The sequence below is a fragment of the Aeromicrobium sp. S22 genome (assembly GCF_009661045.1).
In the GTDB taxonomy this organism is placed as follows: domain Bacteria; phylum Actinomycetota; class Actinomycetes; order Propionibacteriales; family Nocardioidaceae; genus Aeromicrobium; species Aeromicrobium yanjiei.
In genome coordinates, this window is record NZ_WJWV01000001.1 from 257146 (window position 1) to 277051 (window position 19906).

Annotated in this window: 19 protein-coding genes; 11 read left to right on the forward strand and 8 right to left on the reverse strand. The window is 71.6% G+C overall.

Annotation, left to right across the window (positions count from 1 at the left end; all coding sequences use genetic code 11):
* Nucleotides 1-22 precede the first annotated feature (22 nt).
* Genes GEV27_RS01295 through GEV27_RS01330 form a run of 8 tightly spaced genes read left to right on the forward strand, consistent with a single transcriptional unit; the run spans nucleotide 23 to nucleotide 8985 of the window.
* The gene (locus GEV27_RS01295) at nucleotides 23-1495 is read left to right on the forward strand and encodes an aldehyde dehydrogenase family protein (RefSeq protein ID WP_153909814.1); all 1473 of its coding nucleotides are present in this window, start codon (nucleotides 23-25) and stop codon (nucleotides 1493-1495) included.
* The gene (locus tag GEV27_RS01300; protein ID WP_153909815.1) at nucleotides 1488-2210 is read left to right on the forward strand and encodes a GntR family transcriptional regulator; all 723 of its coding nucleotides are present in this window, start codon (nucleotides 1488-1490) and stop codon (nucleotides 2208-2210) included. Before GEV27_RS01295 ends, GEV27_RS01300 begins: the two co-directional genes overlap by 8 nt.
* Nucleotides 2198-3274: an alkene reductase gene (locus GEV27_RS01305; protein ID WP_153933265.1), complete on the forward strand. Its 1077-nt coding sequence runs from the start codon at nucleotides 2198-2200 to the stop codon at nucleotides 3272-3274. The genes GEV27_RS01300 and GEV27_RS01305 overlap by 13 nt, the downstream gene beginning before the upstream one ends.
* A 17-nt stretch (nucleotides 3275-3291) precedes the next feature.
* The gene (locus GEV27_RS01310) at nucleotides 3292-4029 is read left to right on the forward strand and encodes an SDR family NAD(P)-dependent oxidoreductase (RefSeq protein WP_153654752.1); all 738 of its coding nucleotides are present in this window, start codon (nucleotides 3292-3294) and stop codon (nucleotides 4027-4029) included.
* Nucleotides 4026-4790, forward strand: coding sequence for an SDR family NAD(P)-dependent oxidoreductase (locus GEV27_RS01315; RefSeq protein WP_153933266.1), 765 nt, complete (start codon nucleotides 4026-4028; stop codon nucleotides 4788-4790). Before GEV27_RS01310 ends, GEV27_RS01315 begins: the two co-directional genes overlap by 4 nt.
* Nucleotides 4791-4850: 60 nt before the next feature.
* Complete coding sequence (locus GEV27_RS01320; RefSeq protein ID WP_153933267.1) at nucleotides 4851-6230, forward strand: FAD-dependent oxidoreductase; 1380 nt, start codon at nucleotides 4851-4853, stop codon at nucleotides 6228-6230.
* Nucleotides 6227-7606: an MmgE/PrpD family protein gene (locus GEV27_RS18175; RefSeq protein WP_153933268.1), complete on the forward strand. Its 1380-nt coding sequence runs from the start codon at nucleotides 6227-6229 to the stop codon at nucleotides 7604-7606. The genes GEV27_RS01320 and GEV27_RS18175 overlap by 4 nt, the downstream gene beginning before the upstream one ends.
* Complete coding sequence (locus tag GEV27_RS01330; RefSeq protein ID WP_153933269.1) at nucleotides 7603-8985, forward strand: MmgE/PrpD family protein; 1383 nt, start codon at nucleotides 7603-7605, stop codon at nucleotides 8983-8985. Before GEV27_RS18175 ends, GEV27_RS01330 begins: the two co-directional genes overlap by 4 nt.
* On the opposite strand, the gene GEV27_RS01335 is transcribed toward GEV27_RS01330, so the two are convergent.
* The 8 genes from GEV27_RS01335 to GEV27_RS01370 form a co-directional block, all read right to left on the reverse strand.
* Complete coding sequence (locus GEV27_RS01335) at nucleotides 8921-9844, reverse strand: DMT family transporter (protein ID WP_153933270.1); 924 nt, start codon at nucleotides 9842-9844, stop codon at nucleotides 8921-8923. The genes GEV27_RS01330 and GEV27_RS01335 overlap by 65 nt on opposite strands.
* Nucleotides 9845-9932: 88 nt before the next feature.
* Entirely contained in the window at nucleotides 9933-11504 is a 1572-nt protein-coding gene (locus GEV27_RS01340; RefSeq protein WP_194944100.1) for a S1C family serine protease, read from the reverse strand.
* 71 nt (nucleotides 11505-11575) lie between these two features.
* Nucleotides 11576-12976, reverse strand: a complete 1401-nt coding sequence (locus GEV27_RS01345; protein ID WP_243838812.1) for a HAMP domain-containing sensor histidine kinase — start codon at nucleotides 12974-12976, stop codon at nucleotides 11576-11578.
* Entirely contained in the window at nucleotides 12973-13665 is a 693-nt protein-coding gene (locus GEV27_RS01350; RefSeq protein WP_153654745.1) for a response regulator transcription factor, read from the reverse strand. Before GEV27_RS01350 ends, GEV27_RS01345 begins: the two co-directional genes overlap by 4 nt.
* Nucleotides 13666-13721: 56 nt before the next feature.
* Nucleotides 13722-14588: a fructosamine kinase family protein gene (locus GEV27_RS01355; RefSeq protein WP_153654744.1), complete on the reverse strand. Its 867-nt coding sequence runs from the start codon at nucleotides 14586-14588 to the stop codon at nucleotides 13722-13724.
* Nucleotides 14589-14633: 45 nt separating this feature from the next.
* Nucleotides 14634-15122 (reverse strand): low molecular weight protein-tyrosine-phosphatase, encoded by a 489-nt coding sequence (locus GEV27_RS01360; RefSeq protein ID WP_309221965.1) that lies wholly within the window; start codon nucleotides 15120-15122, stop codon nucleotides 14634-14636.
* 3 nt (nucleotides 15123-15125) lie between these two features.
* Nucleotides 15126-15536 (reverse strand): phage holin family protein, encoded by a 411-nt coding sequence (locus GEV27_RS01365; RefSeq protein ID WP_153909822.1) that lies wholly within the window; start codon nucleotides 15534-15536, stop codon nucleotides 15126-15128.
* A 44-nt stretch (nucleotides 15537-15580) separates the two neighbouring features.
* Nucleotides 15581-16519, reverse strand: coding sequence for a DMT family transporter (locus GEV27_RS01370; protein WP_194944101.1), 939 nt, complete (start codon nucleotides 16517-16519; stop codon nucleotides 15581-15583).
* Between the two features lie 46 nt (nucleotides 16520-16565).
* Between GEV27_RS01370 and hisC the strand changes: the two genes are divergently transcribed.
* From hisC to GEV27_RS01385, 3 genes are all read left to right on the forward strand, one after another.
* Entirely contained in the window at nucleotides 16566-17633 is a 1068-nt protein-coding gene (gene hisC, locus GEV27_RS01375) for a histidinol-phosphate transaminase (protein ID WP_153933273.1), read from the forward strand.
* A gap of 172 nt (nucleotides 17634-17805) precedes the next feature.
* Complete coding sequence (gene pdhA, locus GEV27_RS01380; RefSeq protein WP_153933274.1) at nucleotides 17806-18924, forward strand: pyruvate dehydrogenase (acetyl-transferring) E1 component subunit alpha; 1119 nt, start codon at nucleotides 17806-17808, stop codon at nucleotides 18922-18924.
* Complete coding sequence (locus tag GEV27_RS01385) at nucleotides 18921-19898, forward strand: alpha-ketoacid dehydrogenase subunit beta (RefSeq protein ID WP_153933275.1); 978 nt, start codon at nucleotides 18921-18923, stop codon at nucleotides 19896-19898. Before pdhA ends, GEV27_RS01385 begins: the two co-directional genes overlap by 4 nt.
* Nucleotides 19899-19906: the final 8 nt, after the last annotated feature.

A 19906-nucleotide genomic window follows, 5' to 3' on the forward strand; every position in this document is an offset into this window, starting at 1 on the left:
CCCGCCCTACTGAGGAGAACCCATGACTGTTACACCTGACATCAGCGCGCCCATCGAGCACACCAAGCTCCTGATCGGCGGCGAGTTCGTCGACGCTCTCGACGGCAAGGTCTTCGACACGATCAACCCGTCCACCGGTGAGGTCATCACCCAGGTCGCCGAGGGCAGCGCGGCCGACGTCGACCGCGCGGTCGCGGTCGCCCGCGAGGCGTTCGAGAACGGCCCGTGGCGTCGCATGAAGCCCAATGAGCGCGCTGCAGCCCTGTGGCGTCTCGGTGACCTGCTGCTCGCCGACGCCGACGAGATGGGTCGCGTCGAGACCCTGGACCAGGGCAAGCCGTTCGCGTTCGCGAAGGGCGGCGACGTGCCGTCCGCGGCCGGGCTCTTCCACTACATGTCGGGCTTTGCGACCAAGCTCGAGGGCGCCACGATCCCGATCTCGGCGCCGGGCAACTTCCACACCTACACGCGTCGTGAGGCGCTCGGTGTCGTCGGCCTGATCGTGCCGTGGAACTTCCCCCTGACGATCAGCGCCTGGAAGCTGGCCCCGGCCCTCGCGGCCGGCAACACGGTCGTCCTGAAGCCCGCCGAGGCGACGCCGCTGTCGGCGCTGCGTCTTGGCCAGCTGGCGCTCGAGGCAGGCATCCCCCCGGGTGTCTTCAACGTCGTCAACGGCTACGGATCGACGGTCGGGCAGCGCCTGGCCGAGCACCCGGACGTCGACAAGGTGTCGTTCACGGGCTCGACCGCGACCGGACGTCGCATCCTCGACTCGGCGAAGGGCAACCTCAAGCGGGTCACCCTCGAGCTCGGCGGCAAGAGCGCGAACATCATCTTCCCGGACGCCGACATCGAGGCCGCGATCGCCGGCTCCTCGGCAGGCATCTTCTTCAACGCCGGTCAGGCCTGTGCCGCGGCCTCGCGCCTGTACGTCCACGACGACGTGTACGACGAGGTCGTCGCGGGCATGGCCGAGAAGGCTCGCCAGATCAAGGTCGGCGACGGCTTCGACCCGAGCAGCGAGATCGGCCCGGTCGCGAGCAAGGAGCACTTCGAGCGCGTCAGCGGCTACCTCGAGGTCGGCAAGGGTGAGGGCGAGGTCGTCACCGGCGGCGCCCGCATCGGTGAGCGCGGCTACTTCATCGAGCCGACGATCTTCGCGGGCGCGGCGCCCGACTCCCGCATCATCAAGGAGGAGATCTTCGGCCCCGTCGTCGTGGCCTCGCGGTTCAGCGACACCGAGGACGTCATCGCGCAGGCGAACGACACCCGGTACGGTCTCGCGTCGGGCGTCTGGACCAGCAACGTCGCCACGGCTCACTCGGTCGCGGCGCGGATCCAGGCCGGCACGGTGTGGGTCAACTCCTACGGCGTCTTCGACCCGTCGATGCCGTTCGGCGGCATGAAGGAGTCCGGTTGGGGCCGCGAGATGGGCCACGACGTGATGCACGACTACACCGACGTCAAGACGGTGTGCGTCAACATCGATGCCTGACAACAGCTTCAAGGGGGACGGCGTCACGCCGATCGACCGCAGCAACCTGACCCTGGCCGACAAGGTCGAGGCCAGGTTGCGCGATCAGATCGTGCAGGGCGAACGTCCCACCGGGTCGCGGCTCAACGAGGTCGAGATCGCCTCCGATCTCGGCGTGAGCCGCGGCCCGGTCCGCCAGGCGCTCCAGCGCCTGGCACACCTCGGGCTGGTGACCCTGGAGTCACACCGAGGAGCCTTCGTCCGCAGCCTCGACCTCGGCGAGGTGCGTGAGCTCTTCGAGCTGCGCATCGCGCTGGAGTGCGAGGCTGCGGAGCTGGCCGCGATGCGAATCGACCGCACGGGCCTGGCCGATCTGGCCCGGCTCCAGGACCAGTCGACGTCCGAGGTGCGGCAGAGCCGGCGGCCCGGGGTGTTCGACACCCTGGACCTGCACCACCTGATCGTGCGGCACGCGGGCAACGATCGCCTCGCGCAGGCCGTCACCCAGGTCAATGTCGAGCTGCGTCTCGCCCGCTCCCGCTCCGGGGCCACGGTCCGCCGGGCTCAAGAGGCGGTCGAGGAGCACCGCGAGCTGATCACCTATCTGACCTCGCGCGACGCCGAAGGCGCCCGCGTCGCGATGAAGAGCCACCTGACGGCCTCCCTGCACAACACGATGCAGATGCTGCAGGCCGTCGATCCGAACACCCCGAAGGGAACCCCATGGCTGACGTGATCTTCACCCCCTGGAAGCTGGGCCGCATCGAGCTGGCCAACCGCGTCGTCATGGCTCCCATGACGCGCAACCGGGCCGACGTCGACGGCGTCCTGCCGGCGAGCGCTGCCGAGTACTACCGCCAGCGGGCCGGCGCCGGCCTGATCGTCACCGAGGGCACGCACCCCAGCGCCGCCGCCCAGGGCTATCCCCACACCCCCGGCATCCACACGGACGCCCAGCAGGCCGCGTGGGCCGACATCGCGACGGCGGTGCACGAGGCCCACGGCCGGGTCTTCTGCCAGCTGATGCACACCGGGCGCATCGGGCACCCGTCGCTGCTGCCCGAGGGCGGCGAGCTGCTCGCCCCCAGCGCGGTGACCGCGGATCTCGAGGTCGCGACGTTCTCCGGCGAGATGGTCCCGGCCCTGGAGCCGCGCGCCATGACGGCCTCGGAGATCAGGACCACGATCGACGACTTCGCCTCGGCCGCCGAGCGCGCCGTCGCGGCCGGACTCGACGGCGTCGAGCTGCACGGCGCCAACGGCTACCTGCTGCACCAGTTCCTCTGCCCGTCGACGAACCTGCGGACCGACGAGTACGGCGGATCGCCGGTCAACCGGGCACGCTTCGTGGTCGAGGTCGTCCGCGCCGTCGCGGCCCGGATCGGTGCCGACCGCGTGGGCCTGCGGATCTCCCCCGGCGGACAGTTCAACGACATGAGCGACCGCGGGAACGAGGAGACCTACCTCGCACTCGTCGACGAGCTCAACGACGACGGGCTGGCCTACTTGCACACCCTGCGCGGGCGGACGTCCACGCTCCACGTCGAGATGCGCCGGCGCTGGTCGTCGACGTACGTCATCAACACCGGCTACATGGGCCGCAGCGAGCTCGAGGACCTCGGTCCCATCGTCGAGGCGGGCGAGTCCGACCTCGTGAGCGTCGGACGGCTGTTCATCTCCAACCCCGATCTGGTCGAGAGGTGGCGGCACGGCATCGAGCGCGCCGCGTGGGACGAGGACACGTTCTACACCCTCGGCGAGCGCGGCTACACCGACTACCCCAGCGCAACCCAGCGCTGACGAAAGGAAACGACATCATGGTCGATCTCTCAGGCAAGGTCGCCGTCGTCACCGGCGGCGCATCCGGCATCGGCGCGGCAACCGTGGAGGTGCTGCGGGGCGCCGGCGCGACGGTCATCGCGTGGGACCTCAACGAGGCTCCCGGCGTCGTCGGCACCGACATCACCGACTCCGCGTCGGTCACGGCAGCAGCCGAGGCGGCTGTCGCCGAGCACGGCCAGGTCGACATCCTGGTCAACTGCGCCGGCATCATCACCGCGAACCTCCCGGCCCACGAGGTCGATCCAGAGGACTTCCGCCGCACGTACGACGTCAACGTCGTGGGCTCGTTCAACACGAGCAAGGCGCTGTACGAGACGCTCAAGGCGTCCGGCGCGGGAGCCATCGTCAACGTCGCGTCGCAGGCGGCGCTCGTGAGCCTGCCCGACCAGTCGGCGTACTCGGCGTCGAAGGGCGCCGTCGCAGCTCTCACGCGGTCGCTCGCGATCGACTGGGCGCCCGACAACATCCGCGTCAACGCGGTCTGCCCCGGCTTCACGCTGACGCCCATGGCCAAGCAGCAGATGACGCCGGAGCTGGACGCCGCGGTCTCGCGTCGCGTCCCGCTGGGCCGCATGTTCGAGCCCGAGGAGATCGGTCAGACGATCGCCTTCCTCGCCTCGTCGTGGTCGTCGGCCGTGACGGGCGTCGTGATGGCGGTCGACGGCGGCTGGACCGCCGGCGAGCCCGCGCTGCCGATGGGCGGCGACGCATGAGCGGACGCTTCGACGGCAAGATCGCCTGGGTCTCCGGTGCGAGCTCGGGCATCGGACGTGGCGCGGCCGAGCGGCTCGCCGCCGAGGGCGCGACGGTGGTGCTGCTCGGTCGTGACGAGGCACGCCTCGCGGAGGCCGCTGCCACCTGCGGTCCGAAGGCAGTCACCGGCGCGTTCGACGTCGCCTCGGAGGCCGATGTCGAGGCCCACGTCCCGGGCCTGCTCGCGGAGCACGGCGCGCCCGACATCGTCGTGCACGCCGCCGGCATCACGGTGGTCGGAGCGCTCGACGCCCTGACCCCGACCGAGTGGCACCACCAGATGGACGTCAACCTGACGAGCCTGTACCTGCTCAACCGGCACCTGTGGCCCGCGATGGTGCCGCGCGGCGGCTCGATCGTGACCCTCGGGTCGACGGCCTCGTTCGCCGCCTTCCCGCAGGATGCGGCATACGTCGCGTCGAAGGGTGCGATCCTCGCGCTGACCAAGGCCATGGCGCTCGACGGCGGACCGCACGGCATCCGGGTCAACGCGGTGTGCCCCGGCTTCATCCTGACGCCCAACCTGCAGGGCTACTTCGACGCGCAGGACGATCCTGCGGGCGCAGCAGCCGGAGCGGGGGCGGCGGCCCCCCTGGGTCGCATGGGATCGCCGGAGGACATCGCCGGCGCGATCGCGTTCCTGGCCTCCGACGACGCGTCGTTCGTCACCGGCACCTCGCTGCTGGTCGACGGCGGGTTGCTCGCCAAGGTGCCCGCCTGACCACAGCGACACCGTCCAGATCGTAGAAACAGCTCGCCCCCGGCGGCGGAAGGAATCACCATGAGCACGCAGCAGTCCACCCCAGAAGTCGACGTCGACGTCATCGTCGTCGGAGCCGGAGGAGGCGGCCTTGCTGCCGCCCTGGCGGCGTCCGACGCCGGCGCCTCGGTCGTCGTGCTGGAGAAGCTCGATGCTCCCGGTGGCAACACCGCCTTGTCGACCGGGTCGATCCCCGCCGCCGGCTCGCGCTTCCAGCGCGAGGCGGGGGTCGAGGACGATCCCGAGCGCATGACCGCCGACCTGCTGCGGCAGAGCGGGCCGCACGAGGCCGAGCACCTGACGCGCCGGCTGGCCGAGACGTCGGCCGAGCTCGTCGAGTGGCTCGTGGACGACCACCAGATCGGGCTCGCGCTGATCACGGACTACAAGCACGTGGGCCACTCGGTCACCCGGCTGCACGCGCCTCGTTCGCGCCGCGGGATCGACCTGACGAACGACCTCGTGGCTGCCTGTGGACGCGCGGGCGTCGACGTCGTGACCGGCAACCCGGTCACCGAGCTGCTCGTCGAGGACGGCGTCGTGCGCGGCGTGGTCGTCGAGGGCGAGCGCACCGAGCGCTACACGATCCGTGCGCACGCGGTGATCCTGGCCGCCAACGGCTACGCGGCCAACCGCGAGCTCGTGGCCCAGTGGGCCCCCGAGCTCGCGGGCCTGGAGTACTTCGGCGCGCACGGCTCGACCGGCGAGGCCATCGAGTGGGGCCTCGAGCTGGGCGGACGCCTGCGCAACCAGGGGGCGTTCCAGGGCTATGCCGCAGTCGCATACCCCCACGGCTCGATCCTGTCGTGGACGACGCAGGAGAAGGGCGGCGTCATCGTCGACTCGCGCGGCGTGCGGCTGGGCGACGAGATCGTCGGCTACTCCGGGTTCGCGGCCGAGGTCGTCAAGGGCACGGCGCCGATCTGGGCGGTCTACGACACGCGCATCCGCGACATCACGCTGCGTGAGGACGAGTTCGCCGAGCTCGTCGAGATGGGTGGCGCCAAGGAGTGCGCGACGCTCGAGGAGCTGGCCTCGCTCATCGGCGTCGACGCCGATGCGCTGCGCTCGACGCTGGACGACTACGCGGCAGCGGCCCGCGGCGAGCAGCCGGACGTCCACGGCCGGACCGACTTCGGCCTCGCGCCGCTGACGGCGCCGTACGTCGCGTCACGGGTGTCGCCGGGCCTCTTCCACACCCAGGGCGGTCTCGACATCGACGTCGACGGGCGCGTGCTGCGTGACGGCGGCTCGCCGGTGCCCGGCCTGTTCGCCGTGGGCGGCGTGGCCGCCGGGGTCAGCGGCCAGCACGGCGGTCGTGGCTACTCCTCGGGCAACGGGCTCCTGACGGCGGTCGGGCTGGGCCGGCTCGCGGGGATCGCCGCGACGGTGCAGCCGTGACGGGCGTGCCCGCCGACTGGACCGCCTGGCGAGAACGCCTCGCCGCCCGCATCGAGGGTGTCACCCCCGGGTCGCTGCTGGCCGACGACGCGCTGCGCCGCAAGGCCGCCCTCGTCCTGATGGACGACCTCGCGGCGATGCACGTCGGCGCGTCCCACGCCGAGGTCATCGCCCTCGCCCAGTCGTTCGCGTCGCCGATCGCGCCGGGCGAGTCGATGACGGCGCTCGGGAGCAGGGGTCCGCGCGACAAGGTCGCCGCGGTCAACGCCGCCGCAGCGGGGTGGGACGAGCTCGACGAGGGCTATCGTCCCGCGACCTGCCACGGCGGTCTCTACACTGTGCCCGCGGTCATCGCCGAGGCGGAGGCCACGGGTCGTACGCTCGAGGAGGTCCTGGCCGCGGTCGTGGTGGGCTATGAGGTCGTCACGGCGTTCGCCCGCGCCTTCCCCGCCCCCCGACCGCTCGTGCTGCACCCGCACGCGACGCTGTCGCCCATCGGTGCCGCAGCCGCGGTGACCTGGCTGCGCACGGGGTCGGCCGCGCGCGTGATGCAGGCGGTCGACGTGGCCGCGACCCTGTCGATGTCGGGTCCGTTCAGCCACGCGGTCTCGGGCGCACTGGTCCGCAACGCGTGGGCCGGAGCGGGCGCGGTGCTCGGCTTCCTCGCCTCCGACCTCGCCTCGGCGGGTCTCGGGGGCGAGCCCACAGGGCCGGTCGACGTGTTCGCGGCCGGCTACGGCCAGGCGGCCGACGACCTCGAGCTCGCGGGACCGCACGGGTCGTGGGCGATCCTGGACGGCTACCACAAGGTCTACGCGGCCTGTCAGTACACGCACTCGGCCCTCGAGGCGGCGCTCGAGCTGGCACAGGGTCCGCTCGAGGGACGCTCGGTCGACGAGATCGCCGAGGTCGTCGTCTCGACCCACCCGCTCGCATACTCGCTCGACAACCGGCAGCCGACGACGACCCTGGCCGGGAAGTTCTCCCTGCCGCACGTCGTGGCCGCGGTGCTCGTCACGGGCCGGACCGACCCGGCGACGTTCGGCGAGGAGCTGCTCGACGATCCTGCGGTCGCGAGCCTGCGTCAGCGGGTGCGCCTCGCGCCGTTCGAGCCGCTGCCGGCCGCCCCGCACGATCGTCCTGCCCGTCTCACGGTGACGCTCACCGACGAGTCCGCGACGTCGCTCGAGGCCCAGGTCCTGAGCGCGGTCGGCGGGCCGGACCGACCACTCGAGGAGGACCAGGTGCTCGACAAGATCACCCAGCTCACGTCGGCGGCGCCGAGGCTCGCATCCGTCGCCCACCGCGTGGTCGCCACGCGGGAGCTGGACGGCGAGCCGTGGAGCGTCGTGCTCGCCGAGGCGTGGCAGCGATGACCGGGGTGAGCCTGACGGCAGACCTCGTGGCCCGCGCGCAAGCGCTGCACGGCGCGGTGCCGGACGAGGTGCTCGGCTCCGCGCGACTTCACCTGCTCGACGCCCTCGGTGTCGGGGCGCTCGGCGCCCGGCGTGGTCCGCTGAAGGGCTTCTCGCGGCTGGCCGGTGGAGTGCACGCAGGCGGCCGATCGAGCGTGCTGGGCGTGACCGGCACGGCGCCCGCGCCCGTGGCGGCGCTGGTCAACGGCTCCTACATCCACTCCCTCGAGTTCGACGACACGCACGTCGCGTCCGTGATGCACGGCAGCGCGACCCTCGCACCGGCCGCCCTCGCGGTCGCGCAGGAGACGGGCGCCGACGGGGCCGCGATGCTGTCGGCGTACGCGATCGCGTGGGAGATCCTCATCCGCATGGGCCAGGCGAGCCCGGGAACGCTGCAGGCCCGCGGCTTCCAGACCACGTCGACGGCGGGACCGTTCGCCGCGGCGCTCGTGTCGTCGCTGCTGCACGGCGACGAGCCGGACCTCGCGGTGAACGCGCTGGGCATCGCGGGCAGCCAGCCCGGTGGCACCTTCGCCTTCCTCGAGGAGGGCAGCACGGTCAAGGCCGGGCAGCCCGCCTGGGCGGCGCACTCGGGGCTGTGGGCGGCCGAGCTCGCCCGGGCCGGGATGACCGGCCCGTCGCGGGTGCTCGAGGGGGAGCGTGGCTTCTTCCAGCTCTACGCCGACGACCCGGGAGCACCCGATCGGCTGCGCGACGAGCTCACGACCCTCGGCGACCGCTGGCACCTGACCGACGCCGCCTTCAAGCTGATCCCCTGCTGTCACTTCATCCACCCCTTCGTCGAGGCGCTCGGACTCGTGCTGGACGCGGGGATCGAGGCCGGGGAGATCGCCGGCATCCACTGCCACGTCCCCCGGGGTGCGGTGCCGGTCATCGCCGAGCCGTGGGCCGACCGGCAGACGCCGCGCACGCCGCACGACGCCCGCTGGAGCCTGCCGTACGTCCTGGCGGGCCGCGCGGTCGACGGACGGGTCGACCTCGACCTGTTCGACACGCCGGTGGGCGGTGAGCGCCTGGACCTGTCGACCCGCATCTCCTACGAGGTGTGGGAGGACTCCGGCTTCCCGGCCAGGTTCCCCGCGCGGATCGAGGTGACCCTGACCGATGGTCGGGTGGTCGAGTCGTCGGTCGACGACGTGATCGGTGGGGCCGGCCGGCCCGTCGACGCCGCCGCGGTGCTGGCCAAGGCGCGCGCCAACCTGCTCGGCGCCGGTCTCGGCGAGGACCGGGCCGAGCGCCTGGTGCATGAGCTCATCGACGAGCCGTCGCCCCGTTCGTCGCTGGTGGGCGAGCTCCTCGCGGGCGGTACCGGGTGATCGCGACGCCGACCAGGCACAGCGCCCCTCCGACGAATGCGAGCGCGGCCGGCACCTCGTCGAGGACCGCCCAGGAGATCAGGGTCGCGACGGCCGGCACGAGATAGGTCGTCGAGGCCGCCTGGCCCGTGGAGATCCGCTGCAATGCGTAGGACCAGGTGCTGAAGCCGATCGCCGTCGGGAACGCGCCGAGGTAGACCAGCCAGAGCAGGTCCTGCACCGAGGCGGTCGACACCTCGTCGATCAGGGTGGGAGCGAACGGCAGGCAGGCCACGGCACCGATCGTGCAGCCGAGCCACACGCACATCACGGGGCTCATGAACGCGAGAGTGGGCTTCTGCACGAGCGCCCCGGTGGCGTAGAACAAGGCCGCGACGACGCACAGCACGACGCCCATGGTCGACGCGCCGGGGGCCTCGCCCGCGCCGCGGTCGGTGCTGACCGCGATGAGTGCGACCCCGGCGAACGCGACCAGCATGCCGATCACGAGGGGCCGGGGGAAGCCCTCCTTGAAGATGACCCCGGCCAGCAGGGCGATCAGCGCCGGGGCGATGTTGACGATCAGGGCCGTCGTGCCGGCGTCGAGATCGCGCTCGGCCGCGTTGAGCGCGATGTTGTAGCCGACCGACCACGTGAGCCCGTACACCGCGACGAGGCCGAGGACCCGGCCGCGCGGAAGCGTGGCCGCGGTGGGTCGAGCGAGGGCGACCAGGACGATCGCGCCGACGACGAGACGACCCAGCGTCAGGGATCCGGGGGAGTAGGTGTCGCCCACCGCGCGGATCGCGACGAACGCCGAGGCCCACAGCAGCACCGTCACCAGCATGGCGGGCAGCGAGAGATCGCGGTCGGTCGTCATGGCCCCACGCTAGTCACGACCTCTGACGAGAACGAACGGCCCCGGCACTCGTCGGGGGACGAGTGCCGGGGCCGTTCGAGGGGGACCGTTACTCGGTCTTGCCGCCGTCGGACCCGAGGGTCACGTCGGTCTCGGCCTTCTTGCCGTCACGGGTGTACGTCAGCGTGATCTTCTCGCCGGGGTTGAAGCCGCGGACCGCCGCGACGAGCGCCTCGGAGCTCGGGATCAGCTTGCCGTTGACCGCGGTGATGACATCGCCCTTCTTGATGCCGGCCTTCTCCGCGGCACCGCCCGCGGTCACGCTCTGGACCTGGGCGCCGACGCCGGTGATGCCGTCCTCGCCGAGGAAGTTGTCGACGCTGACGCCGATCTGGGCGTGCTGCACCTTCTTGCCGTCCAGCAGCTGCTTGGCGACGTTCTTGGCCAGGTCGATCGGGATCGCGAACCCGAGGCCGATCGATCCGGCCTCACCGGACGTCGAGCCGCCGGAGCGGATCGCGGAGTTGATCGCGATGACCTTGCCCTGGAGGTCGACGAGCGGACCGCCGGAGTTGCCCGGGTTGATCGCGGCGTCGGTCTGGACCGCCGGGAACGTCGTGGGCGTGCCGGTGGCGCTGCCGTCCGAGGACGACACCGGACGGTTGAGGGCCGAGATGATGCCCTGGGTCACGGTGCTCTCCAGCCCGAACGGCGAGCCGATCGCGATGACCTCCTGGCCCACCACCAGATCGGCGGAGTTGCCGAGCGTTGCCGGCTCCAGGTCGGTCTTGCCCTCGGCCTTGATCACGGCGAGATCGGTCTTGGGGTCCGTGCCGACGATCTCGGCCTTGGCGTTGCTGCCGTCGTTGAACGCGACCGTGATGGTGCCGCCGTTGCCGGCGACGTCGACGACGTGGTTGTTGGTCAAAATGTTGCCGTCGTTGCTGATGATGATGCCTGTGCCGGAGCCGGACTCCTGCTGGCCCTTGACGTTGATCTGCACGACCGACGGCAGCACCTTCTCGGCCACGGCGGTGACCGTGCCGGAGGCGACCTTGGTGTCGGTGGCGGAGCTGCCGCTGTCCAGCGAGCTGATCGTGCTGCCGTTGCTGTCGCCGTCGTCGTTGGTCTGGTCGTACACGTACGCGCCGCCGAATCCGGCGCCGCCGGCCAGCACGATCAGGGCGAGCGCACCGGCCAGTGCGCGGCCGGTCCGGTTCTTCTTCTTCGGCGGTGGCGTGGAGCCCGTGGTGCCGGCGCCGTTCCCGGTGCCGGCGTTGCCGCCGTTGTCACCGGCGAAGGGAGGCAGGGGCGCGGTGTGCTCATAGCCCTGCTGGCCCTGCGGGTAGCCCTGCTGGCCCGTGGGGCCGGGCGAGTACGAGCCCTGGGCGGGCTGGGGATCCGACGCCATGCTCTCGTAGCGGTGCGTGTGGTCGTCCGCCGCAGGCGGGGGATCGTCCTGCGGGGCGGAGTACAGCGGCTCCTGGGACACGATCGTGGGCTCCTGGCCCGACGGTGCGGGGGGCGCGGGGGGCTCGGAGGAAACCGGGTCCGACGTCGTTCCCTCCGGGGCCGCGGGCTGCGGTGACTGCGCCTCGGGATCAGCGGTGTGGGGGTTGTTGTCGCGGTCCGCCGGCGGCACGTACGGCTTGGCGGCGAACGGATCGTTCGAATCGGTCATGGACATAGATTCTCGCCTATCGCTGAGGATGTTCTGAGAGCGGAGTGTGAGCGAGGCAAGAACCTCGGAGGTCAGTCGTCTGCCGCGGTCTCGGGCAGGGTGAGCGTGAAGACGGTGCCCCCTTCGGGCGGGGACGAAACCTCGACGGTCCCCCCGTGACGCTCCGCGGCCCGCTTGACGATCGAGAGCCCCAGGCCGGAGCCGGGCAGCGTACGCGCCTCGCTCGAGCGGTAGAAGCGGTCGAAGATGTGCGGGAGGTCCTCGGCGCTGATGCCCGGTCCCTCGTCCGCGATCGTCAGCACCCCGCCGTCGAGACGGACGCGGATCCGTCCCGCGGGCGGGCTCCACTTGGCCGCGTTGTCGAGCAGGTTGGTGACGGCCCGCTCGAGCAGCTGCGGCTCGCCCATGACCATCCAGGAGCGCAGGTCGACGTCGAGCTGCACGTCGTGCGCCCGCAGGCGTACGCGCTCGACGGCCTGACGGACGACGTCGGCCAGGTCGAGCGGCTCGGGCGCCCGCGACATCGGCTCGTCACGGGCCAGCTCGACGAGGTCGCCGACGAGCGTGGTCAGCTCCTCGAGCTGCGCGCGCACGTCGTCCATGATCTCGTGGCGCTGCTCGGCGCTGAGCTGCCGATCGCTGCTGTCCGCGGCCTGGCCGATCAGCTCGATGTTGGTGCGCAGGCTGGTCAGGGGCGTGCGCAGCTCGTGCCCCGCGTCGGCGACGAGCTGACGCTGACGCTCCTGCGAGGCGTCGAGCGCCTGGAGCATCGCGTTGAACGACGTCGTCAGGCGGGCGAGCTCGTCATGGCCGGTGACCTCGATCGGCTCGAGCTCGGACGTCCGCGCGACGCGCTCGGTCGCCGCGGTGAGCCGCCGCACGGGTCGCAGGCCGTTGGTCGCGACGGCCCAGCCCGCGAGGCCGGCGATCGCCACCCCGGCGGTGCTGGACAGCAGGAGGATGAGCTTGAGCCGCTCCAGCGCGCGGTCGATCGACTCCATCGACTGGGCCACCACGAGGGCCGTGCCGGTGCCGGCCCGCACCGCGACGACCCGGTAGGGGGCCCCGTCGATCCGGACGGTCCGCATGGACTGGGAGGTCTGACCGACCGAGACCTCGACCTCGCGATAGCTCTTGAAGGGGACGACCCGGTCCGCGGAGTTGTCGTCGCTCGCGAACAGCTGGCCGCCCTTGACGATGAAGATCTGCACGTCCGCGATCTCCTGCAGCTGGGCGGGCAGGCCCCGCGAGATCGCGGTCCGGGCGATGCCGGCGTTGACAGCCGCGTCGGCGCGGCGCAGCATCGACTCGTCCAGCGAGCTCTCGAACTCGGCGCGCACCACGACGTAGACCAGTGCGCTCACGAGGCCCAGCACCGCCGCGACCGCCATCGTGGTGAGCATCGCGACGCGGAGCGCGAGCGTCATGCGCCCGGTCATCTTCTGCAGGACGCGATGGACGCTCTCGATCACGGCGGGGTCTCGCGCAGGACGTACCCGACGCCCCGCACGGTGTGGAGCAGGCGGGGCTCGCCCTCCGCCTCGAGCTTGCGCCGGACGTAGCCGACGTACACCTCGAGCGAGTTGGCGGTGGTGGGGAAGTCGAAGCCCCAGACCTCCTCGAGGATGAACGAGCGCTCCAGCACACGCCGCGGACGCTGCAGGAACAGCTCGAGCAGCGCGAACTCGGTGCGCGTCAACGACAGCGGCCGGCCGCCCCGGGTCACGTCACGGGTGACCGGGTCGAGCGACAGGTCGCCGAACGTCAAGGGCTCCTCGTCGGGCTCGACCGCGGCCGCACGGGACGAGCGGCGCAGCAGCGAGCGGATGCGGGCGAGCAGCTCCTCGAGGGCGAACGGCTTGGTCAGGTAGTCGTCGGCGCCCGCGTCGAGCCCGTCGACGCGGTCCGAGACCGCGTCGCGGGCCGTGAGCACCAGGATCGGCACGTCGTTGCCCGCATTGCGCAGCGCGCGCGTCGCCTCGAGGCCGTCGAGGCGGGGCATCATGACGTCCATGACGATGGCGTCGGGGTTGATCTGGGGCACCCGGGCCAGGGCCTCGGCCCCGTCGGATGCGAGGTCGACCGTGTAGCCGTTGAACTCGAGCGACCGGCGCAGCGAGTCGCGCACGGCGCGGTCGTCGTCGACGACAAGGATGCGCATGGGTGACAGTCTGCCCGCAGTGCCTGAGGGAGTCCTGAGATCCCGGCGATCCATGATCAGGCCGACAGCACAGCCTGCGCAGCAGCGGCCGCCCGGGCACCGTAGGTGCCGCCGAACAGCACCGCGTGGACGAGCAGCGGGTGCAGCTGGTGCAGCGGCAGGCGGTCGTGCCAGCCGTCGGCGAGCGGGTACGCCTCGGCGTACGCGTCGAGGATGCGCTGCAGGTGCGGGGCGCCGAACAACGACAGCATCGCGAGATCGCTCTCGCGGTGACCGCCGTGCGCAGCGGGGTCGATGATCCAGACGTCGCCGTCGGAGCCCCAGACGAGATTGCCCGACCAGAGATCGCCGTGGATGCGGGCCGGCGGCTCGGCGGGCCCGGCGAGATCGTGGATGCGTCGCATCGCGGTCTCGATCGTGGCGGCCTCCTCGGGCGTCAGCGCCCGCCGGTCGACCGCGGCCCGGACGTAGGGCATGACCCGGCGGGAGGCGAAGAACTCCGGCCACGTCGGCAGGGTGCGGTTGGGCAGCGGCGCCAGGCCGATGAAGCCGTCCTTGGCGGCGCCGAATGCGTCGGCGCCGGCGCGATGGGTCGTCGCGAGATCGCGCCCGAACCGCTCCGCGAGCTCGGTGGTCGGCTTGCCGGGCTCGATCCAGTCCACGACCAGGCAGTCGTCCGCGACCGCGAGCACGCGGGGCACCTTCGCGCCACCGGCCTCGGCGAGCCACTGCAGCCCCTCGGCCTCGCGGGCGAAGAAGCCCTGGGGGGCGTGGGGACGGGTCTTGATGATCGCGCCGTGACCGTCGGTCAGTCGCAGACGGGTCGCGGTGCAGATGTCGCCGCCGGCCACAGGCGTCGTCGAGACGACGCCGAGACCGAGGAGGGCCTCGGCTCGTGCGGCGGTTCCTGCCATGCGTGCCATGCCTCCGACGTTACCGGGTCGCGGTCCCTCGCCCGGGGGCCACCGTCAGGGGGTGATCAGATCGGGGAGGCGCCTGACCAGCTCGTCGCTCGTGCGCTCGATCATCGCCAGGACGAGCGCGAAGCCCTCGTCGCCGCCGTACCACGGGTCCGGCACCTCGTCATCGTCCTCTGAGGCCTCGGGGTCGAACTCGCGGAACAGGTGCACCTGGGACTGCTGGGCCACGGTCGGCGCGAGATCGAGCATGTCGGCGCGGTTGGTGTGGTCCATGGCCAGCAGCAGGTCGTTCTCGGCGTACCAGTCGACGTCGAACGTCCTCGCGCGGTGGCGCGACGGGTCGTAGCCGGCGTCGCGCAGCACCGCGGCGGCTCGCGGGTCCATGGGCTGGCCGACGTGCCAGTCTCCGGTGCCGGACGACACGACCTCGACGCGGTGGTCGAGACCGGCCGCGGCCAGACGGTCCTCCAGGACCACGTGGGCGATGGGCGAGCGGCAGATGTTGCCGAGGCAGACCACGGCGATGCGATAGGTCACCGATCAGCCGCGGAAGACGCGGACTTCCCGCCGCGGCGGGTTCACGAACGCGTTGACGATCGTCTGGCTGAGCGAGATGACGATCGAGGCCAGCACGGCCCACCAGAAGCCGTCGACATGGAACGAGACGTCGAACGCCTCGGCGATCTTCTCGGTCAGGAGCAGCAGCAGTGCGTTGATCACCAGCAGCGCGAGCCCCAGGGTGACGATGATGAACGGCAGGGAGAGCAGCTTGACGACGGGTCCGACGATCGCGGTGACGACCGTGAACACCAAGGCGACCACCAGCACCGTGAGCACGCGGGGACCCGTCCCATCGGCGGAGTCGCCGATGTTCATGTGCTCACCGAGCAGCCACGCCGCGACGCACAGGGCCACGGCGCTGACGAACCAGGTCGAGATGAAACGCTCCATGCCGTCGATTGTCGCACCTCCGGACGCCAAGATGCGGGAGCGATTCAGGGTGCCGGGATCGTCAGCTCGGTCCGGCGGGACGTCTGGGCCAGGACGATGCCGGCCAGCACCGCCGCGGCGCCGACCAGCTGCACGGGGTTGAGGGACTCGCGGAACCACGCCCAGCCGAGGACGTTCGCGATGACGGGCTCGAGCATCGCCACGACGGTCACGACGGTGGCCGGCAGGTGCTGCAGCGCGATCATCTCCAGGAAGAACGGCAGGACCGTGCCCATCACGATGACGACGCCGACCACGAGCCACGGGTTGACCGCGTGCTCCTCGAGCCGGCCCAGCATCGACGTGCTGCCCGGCAGGTCCGGTGTCGTCCAGATGGGCTGGATCAAGTTCATCGCGACGGTCGCCACGACGAACGCCCACAGGATGACGCGCAGCGGGTCGTCGAAGCCGACGTTGTGCTCACCGATCAGGAAGTACGCCGCGAAGCAGACCGCCGCGAGCAGGGCCATGAACACGCCGAGGGCGTCCAGCTTGATGCCGTTCCACACCTGTCCGACCACCGCGAGCCCGACGACGGACAGCGCGACCGCGCCCCACATCCGCGGGCGCACGTGCTCCTTGCGGACGAACCGGACCCACAGCACCACGAGCACGGGCGCGAGGTACTCGATCAGCAGAGCGATGCCCAGCGGAAGCCGGTCGATCGCGACGTTGTAGGTCAGCTGCAGCCCGGTGACCCCCACGAGGCCGAGCGCGATCACCACGATCAGCGCGGAGCCTCGCGGCCGGCGCAGCGCGGTCCGTCTGAAGCATGCGGCGTACGCGACGAACACGGCCGTCGCGCCGGTGATCCGCAGCGTCGTGAACCCTTCGGGGCCCAGCCCCGACCCCATCGCGACGCGCGAGACGCCGCCGTTGATGCCGAACAGGACCGCCGCGACGATCACGAGGGCGTACCCGAGGCGCGGGTTGCGGGCTGGCACGCGCATGATTCTGTCAGCCGGACCGGTCAGGACTACGTTGGGCTGCATGCCAGCACCACGTCCTCGCAAGGCCCTCGACGGGATCCCCCTCTACCGCGCCGGGAAGCCCGCGCTGACCGAGGAGCACAAGCTCTCCAGCAACGAGAACCCGTACGCTCCGCTGCCGGGGGTCATGGAGCGCGCGGCTGCGGAGCTCGGCCGGATGAACCGCTATCCCGACGCGGGCATGACGGCGCTCTACGGCGCCCTGTCCGAGCGCCTCGGCCTGTCCGAGGAGCACTTCGCGGCCGGCACCGGATCGGTCGCGGTGCTGTTCTCGCTGCTGACCGCGCACCTGGAGGCCGGCGACGAGATCGTCTACGCGTGGCGCTCGTTCGAGGCCTACCCGATCGCGGTCGACCTGACCGGCGCCACGACCGTGCGCGTCCCCCTGCGCGCCGACGCGACCCACGACCTCGACGCGATGGCCGACGCGGTCACCGAGCGCACCAAGGTTGTCCTGGTCTGCACCCCCAACAACCCGACCGGACCGGTCGTCACGGCGGACGAGCTGGAGCGCTTCCTCGACCGGGTTCCCGATCACGTGCTGGTCGTCGTCGACGAGGCGTACGTCGAGTTCGTCGGCGACCCGGACGCCGCGAAGGGCCTGGACGCCCTGGCCGGGCACGACAACGTGGTGGTCCTGCGGACGTTCTCCAAGGCGTACGGCCTCGCGGGCCTGCGGGTCGGCTACGCGATCGCCCGCCCCGAGGTCGCGGAGTCGATCCGCAAGGCGACGGCGCCGTTCACGGTGACCGACGTCGCCCAGGCGGCGGCGCTCGCGTCCCTCGACGCCCAGGACGCACTCGACGAGCGGGTCGCCGCGATCGTGCGCGAGCGCGGCGCGATGGTCGAGGCGCTGCGCGCCCAGGGCTGGGACGTGCCGCGGACCGAGGCCAACTTCGTCTGGCTGCCGCTGGGGGAGCACGCGCTGGACTTCGCGACCGCGTGCGACCCGGTGTCGGTGCGGCCGTTCGCGGGTGAGGGCGTACGCATCAGCGTCGGCACCCCCGCGGTCAACGCCCAGCTCATCGAGCTGGCCGGTGCCTGGCGGTCGGCGCGCGGCATCTCCTGAGGGGCGTTCGGGTGGATCTGGGCCCCCCGGACCGCTACGGTGGGTCGTGAGCGTGACGCCTGTCACGTTCGTGCGTCCCTGACGCCGTCCACCACCCTGTGACGACGGACGGGCCGCGCAGACTTCGACTCCGGAGCGGGGACCCCGCCTCCCGGGTGATTGAGGGAGACGCATGTCCGACCCGTCCGTCCACGCTGTCGCCGACAGCCCGCTCGTCCAGCTGCTGACCCCCGAGGGTGTCCGCACCACGAGCCCCGAGCACGCCTATGACGGCTCGCTCGCCGACATCCAGGACCTCTTCCGCGACCTGGTGATGACCCGCCGCCTCGACACCGAGGCGTTCGCACTCCAGCGCCACGGCGAGCTCGGCCTGTGGCCGCCGGCCCTCGGCCAGGAGGCCGCCCAGGTCGGCTCGGCGCGTGCGCTCCGCGCGCAGGACTTCGCGTTCCCGACCTATCGCGATCACGGCGTGGTGCTGTGCCGCGGCGAGGACCCGGTCCACCTGCTGAGCATCTTCCGCGGGTCGAGCCTCGGCGGCTGGGATCCCGCTGACCACAACGTCGCGCTGCCCAACATCATCATCGGCGCGCAGACCCTGCACGCGACCGGCTACGCGATGGCGCTCACGATCGAGGGACTCGTCGGCACCGGCGACCCCGAGCGCGATGCGGCCTCGATCGCGTACCTCGGCGACGGTGCGACGAGCCAGGGCGACTTCAACGAGGCCCTCGACTGGGCCGCGGTGCACCAGGCGCCGGTCGTGTTCTTCTGCCAGAACAACCACTACGCGATCTCGGTGCCGCTGGAGCGCCAGACCCGGGTGCCGATCGTCCAGCGCGCGGACGGCTTCGGCCTGCCGGGCGTACGCGTCGACGGCAACGACGTGCTTGCGTGCCACGCCGTGACCACCGCGGCGCTGCAGCGGGCGCGCGACGGTCAGGGCCCGACCCTGATCGAGGCCGTGACCTACCGCATGGGTCCGCACACCACGTCCGACGACCCGACCCGCTACCGCGAGGCCGCGGAGGCGGACGGCTGGCGGGCCAAGGACCCGATCGAGCGGGTGCGCCTGTACCTGGCCGCCGAGGGCGTGTCGCAGGACTGGTTCGACGGCGTCCAGGCCGAGGCCGACGCGCTCGGGGTGCACCTGCGCGAGGCGTGCCAGAACATCCCCGAGCCCGATCTCGCGGCGCTGTTCGACCACGTCCACGTCGACACGACCCCCGAGACCGAGCAGCAGAAGGCCGAGTACGTCGCCTGGCGCGACTCGTTGGAGGGGAGCGTCGCATGACCGAGAAGATGACGATGGTGAAGGCGCTCAACACGGGCCTGCGCGCCGCGATGGACAAGGACCCCAAGGTCATCGTGATGGGCGAGGACGTCGGCCGCCTCGGCGGCGTGTTCCGCGTGACCGAGGGGCTGCAGAAGGACTTCGGTGAGGGCCGGGTCATGGACACGCCCCTCGCGGAGTCGGCGATCCTCGGCACCGCGATCGGGATGACGTTCCGCGGTTTCCGCCCGGTCGTGGAGATCCAGTTCGACGGCTTCGTCTACCCCGCGTACGACCAGATCGTCAGCCAGGTCGCGCGGATGCACTTCCGCAGCGGCGGGCGGGTGCCGATGCCGATCGTGATCCGGATCCCGTTCGGCGGCGGCATCGGCGCGGTCGAGCACCACTCCGACAGCCCGGAGGCGCAGTTCGCGCTGACCTCAGGGCTCAAGGTGGTCTCGTGCGCGGACCCGCACGACGCCCACTGGATGATCCAGCAGGCGATCGAGTCCGACGACCCGGTCGTCTTCATGGAGCCCAAGCGGCGCTACTGGGAGTCGGGCCAGGTCGACACGGCCTCGACCGAGCTCCCGCTCCTCACGTCCCGGGTCGTGCGGTCCGGCGCCGACGCGACCCTCATCGCGTACGGCCCGATGGTCAAGACGTGCCTCGAGTCGGCTGCCGCCGCGGCGGAGGAAGGCCTCGACCTCGAGGTCATCGACCTGCGGACGCTGTCTCCCCTCGACCTGGGCCCCGTGCTCGAGTCGGTGCGCCGCACGGGGCACGCGGTCGTCGTCCACGAGGCGCAGCGCACGCTCGGGCTCGGTGCCGAGATCGCGTCGCGCATCACCGAGGAGTGCTTCTACTCGCTGGAGGCGCCCGTGCAGCGGGTGACGGGCTACGACCTGCCCTATCCGCCCAGCCGGGTCGAGGAGGAGTTCCTGCCGGGGCTCGATCGCATCCTGGACGCCGTCGACCGCGCTCGCGCGTACTGAGAGGGAGA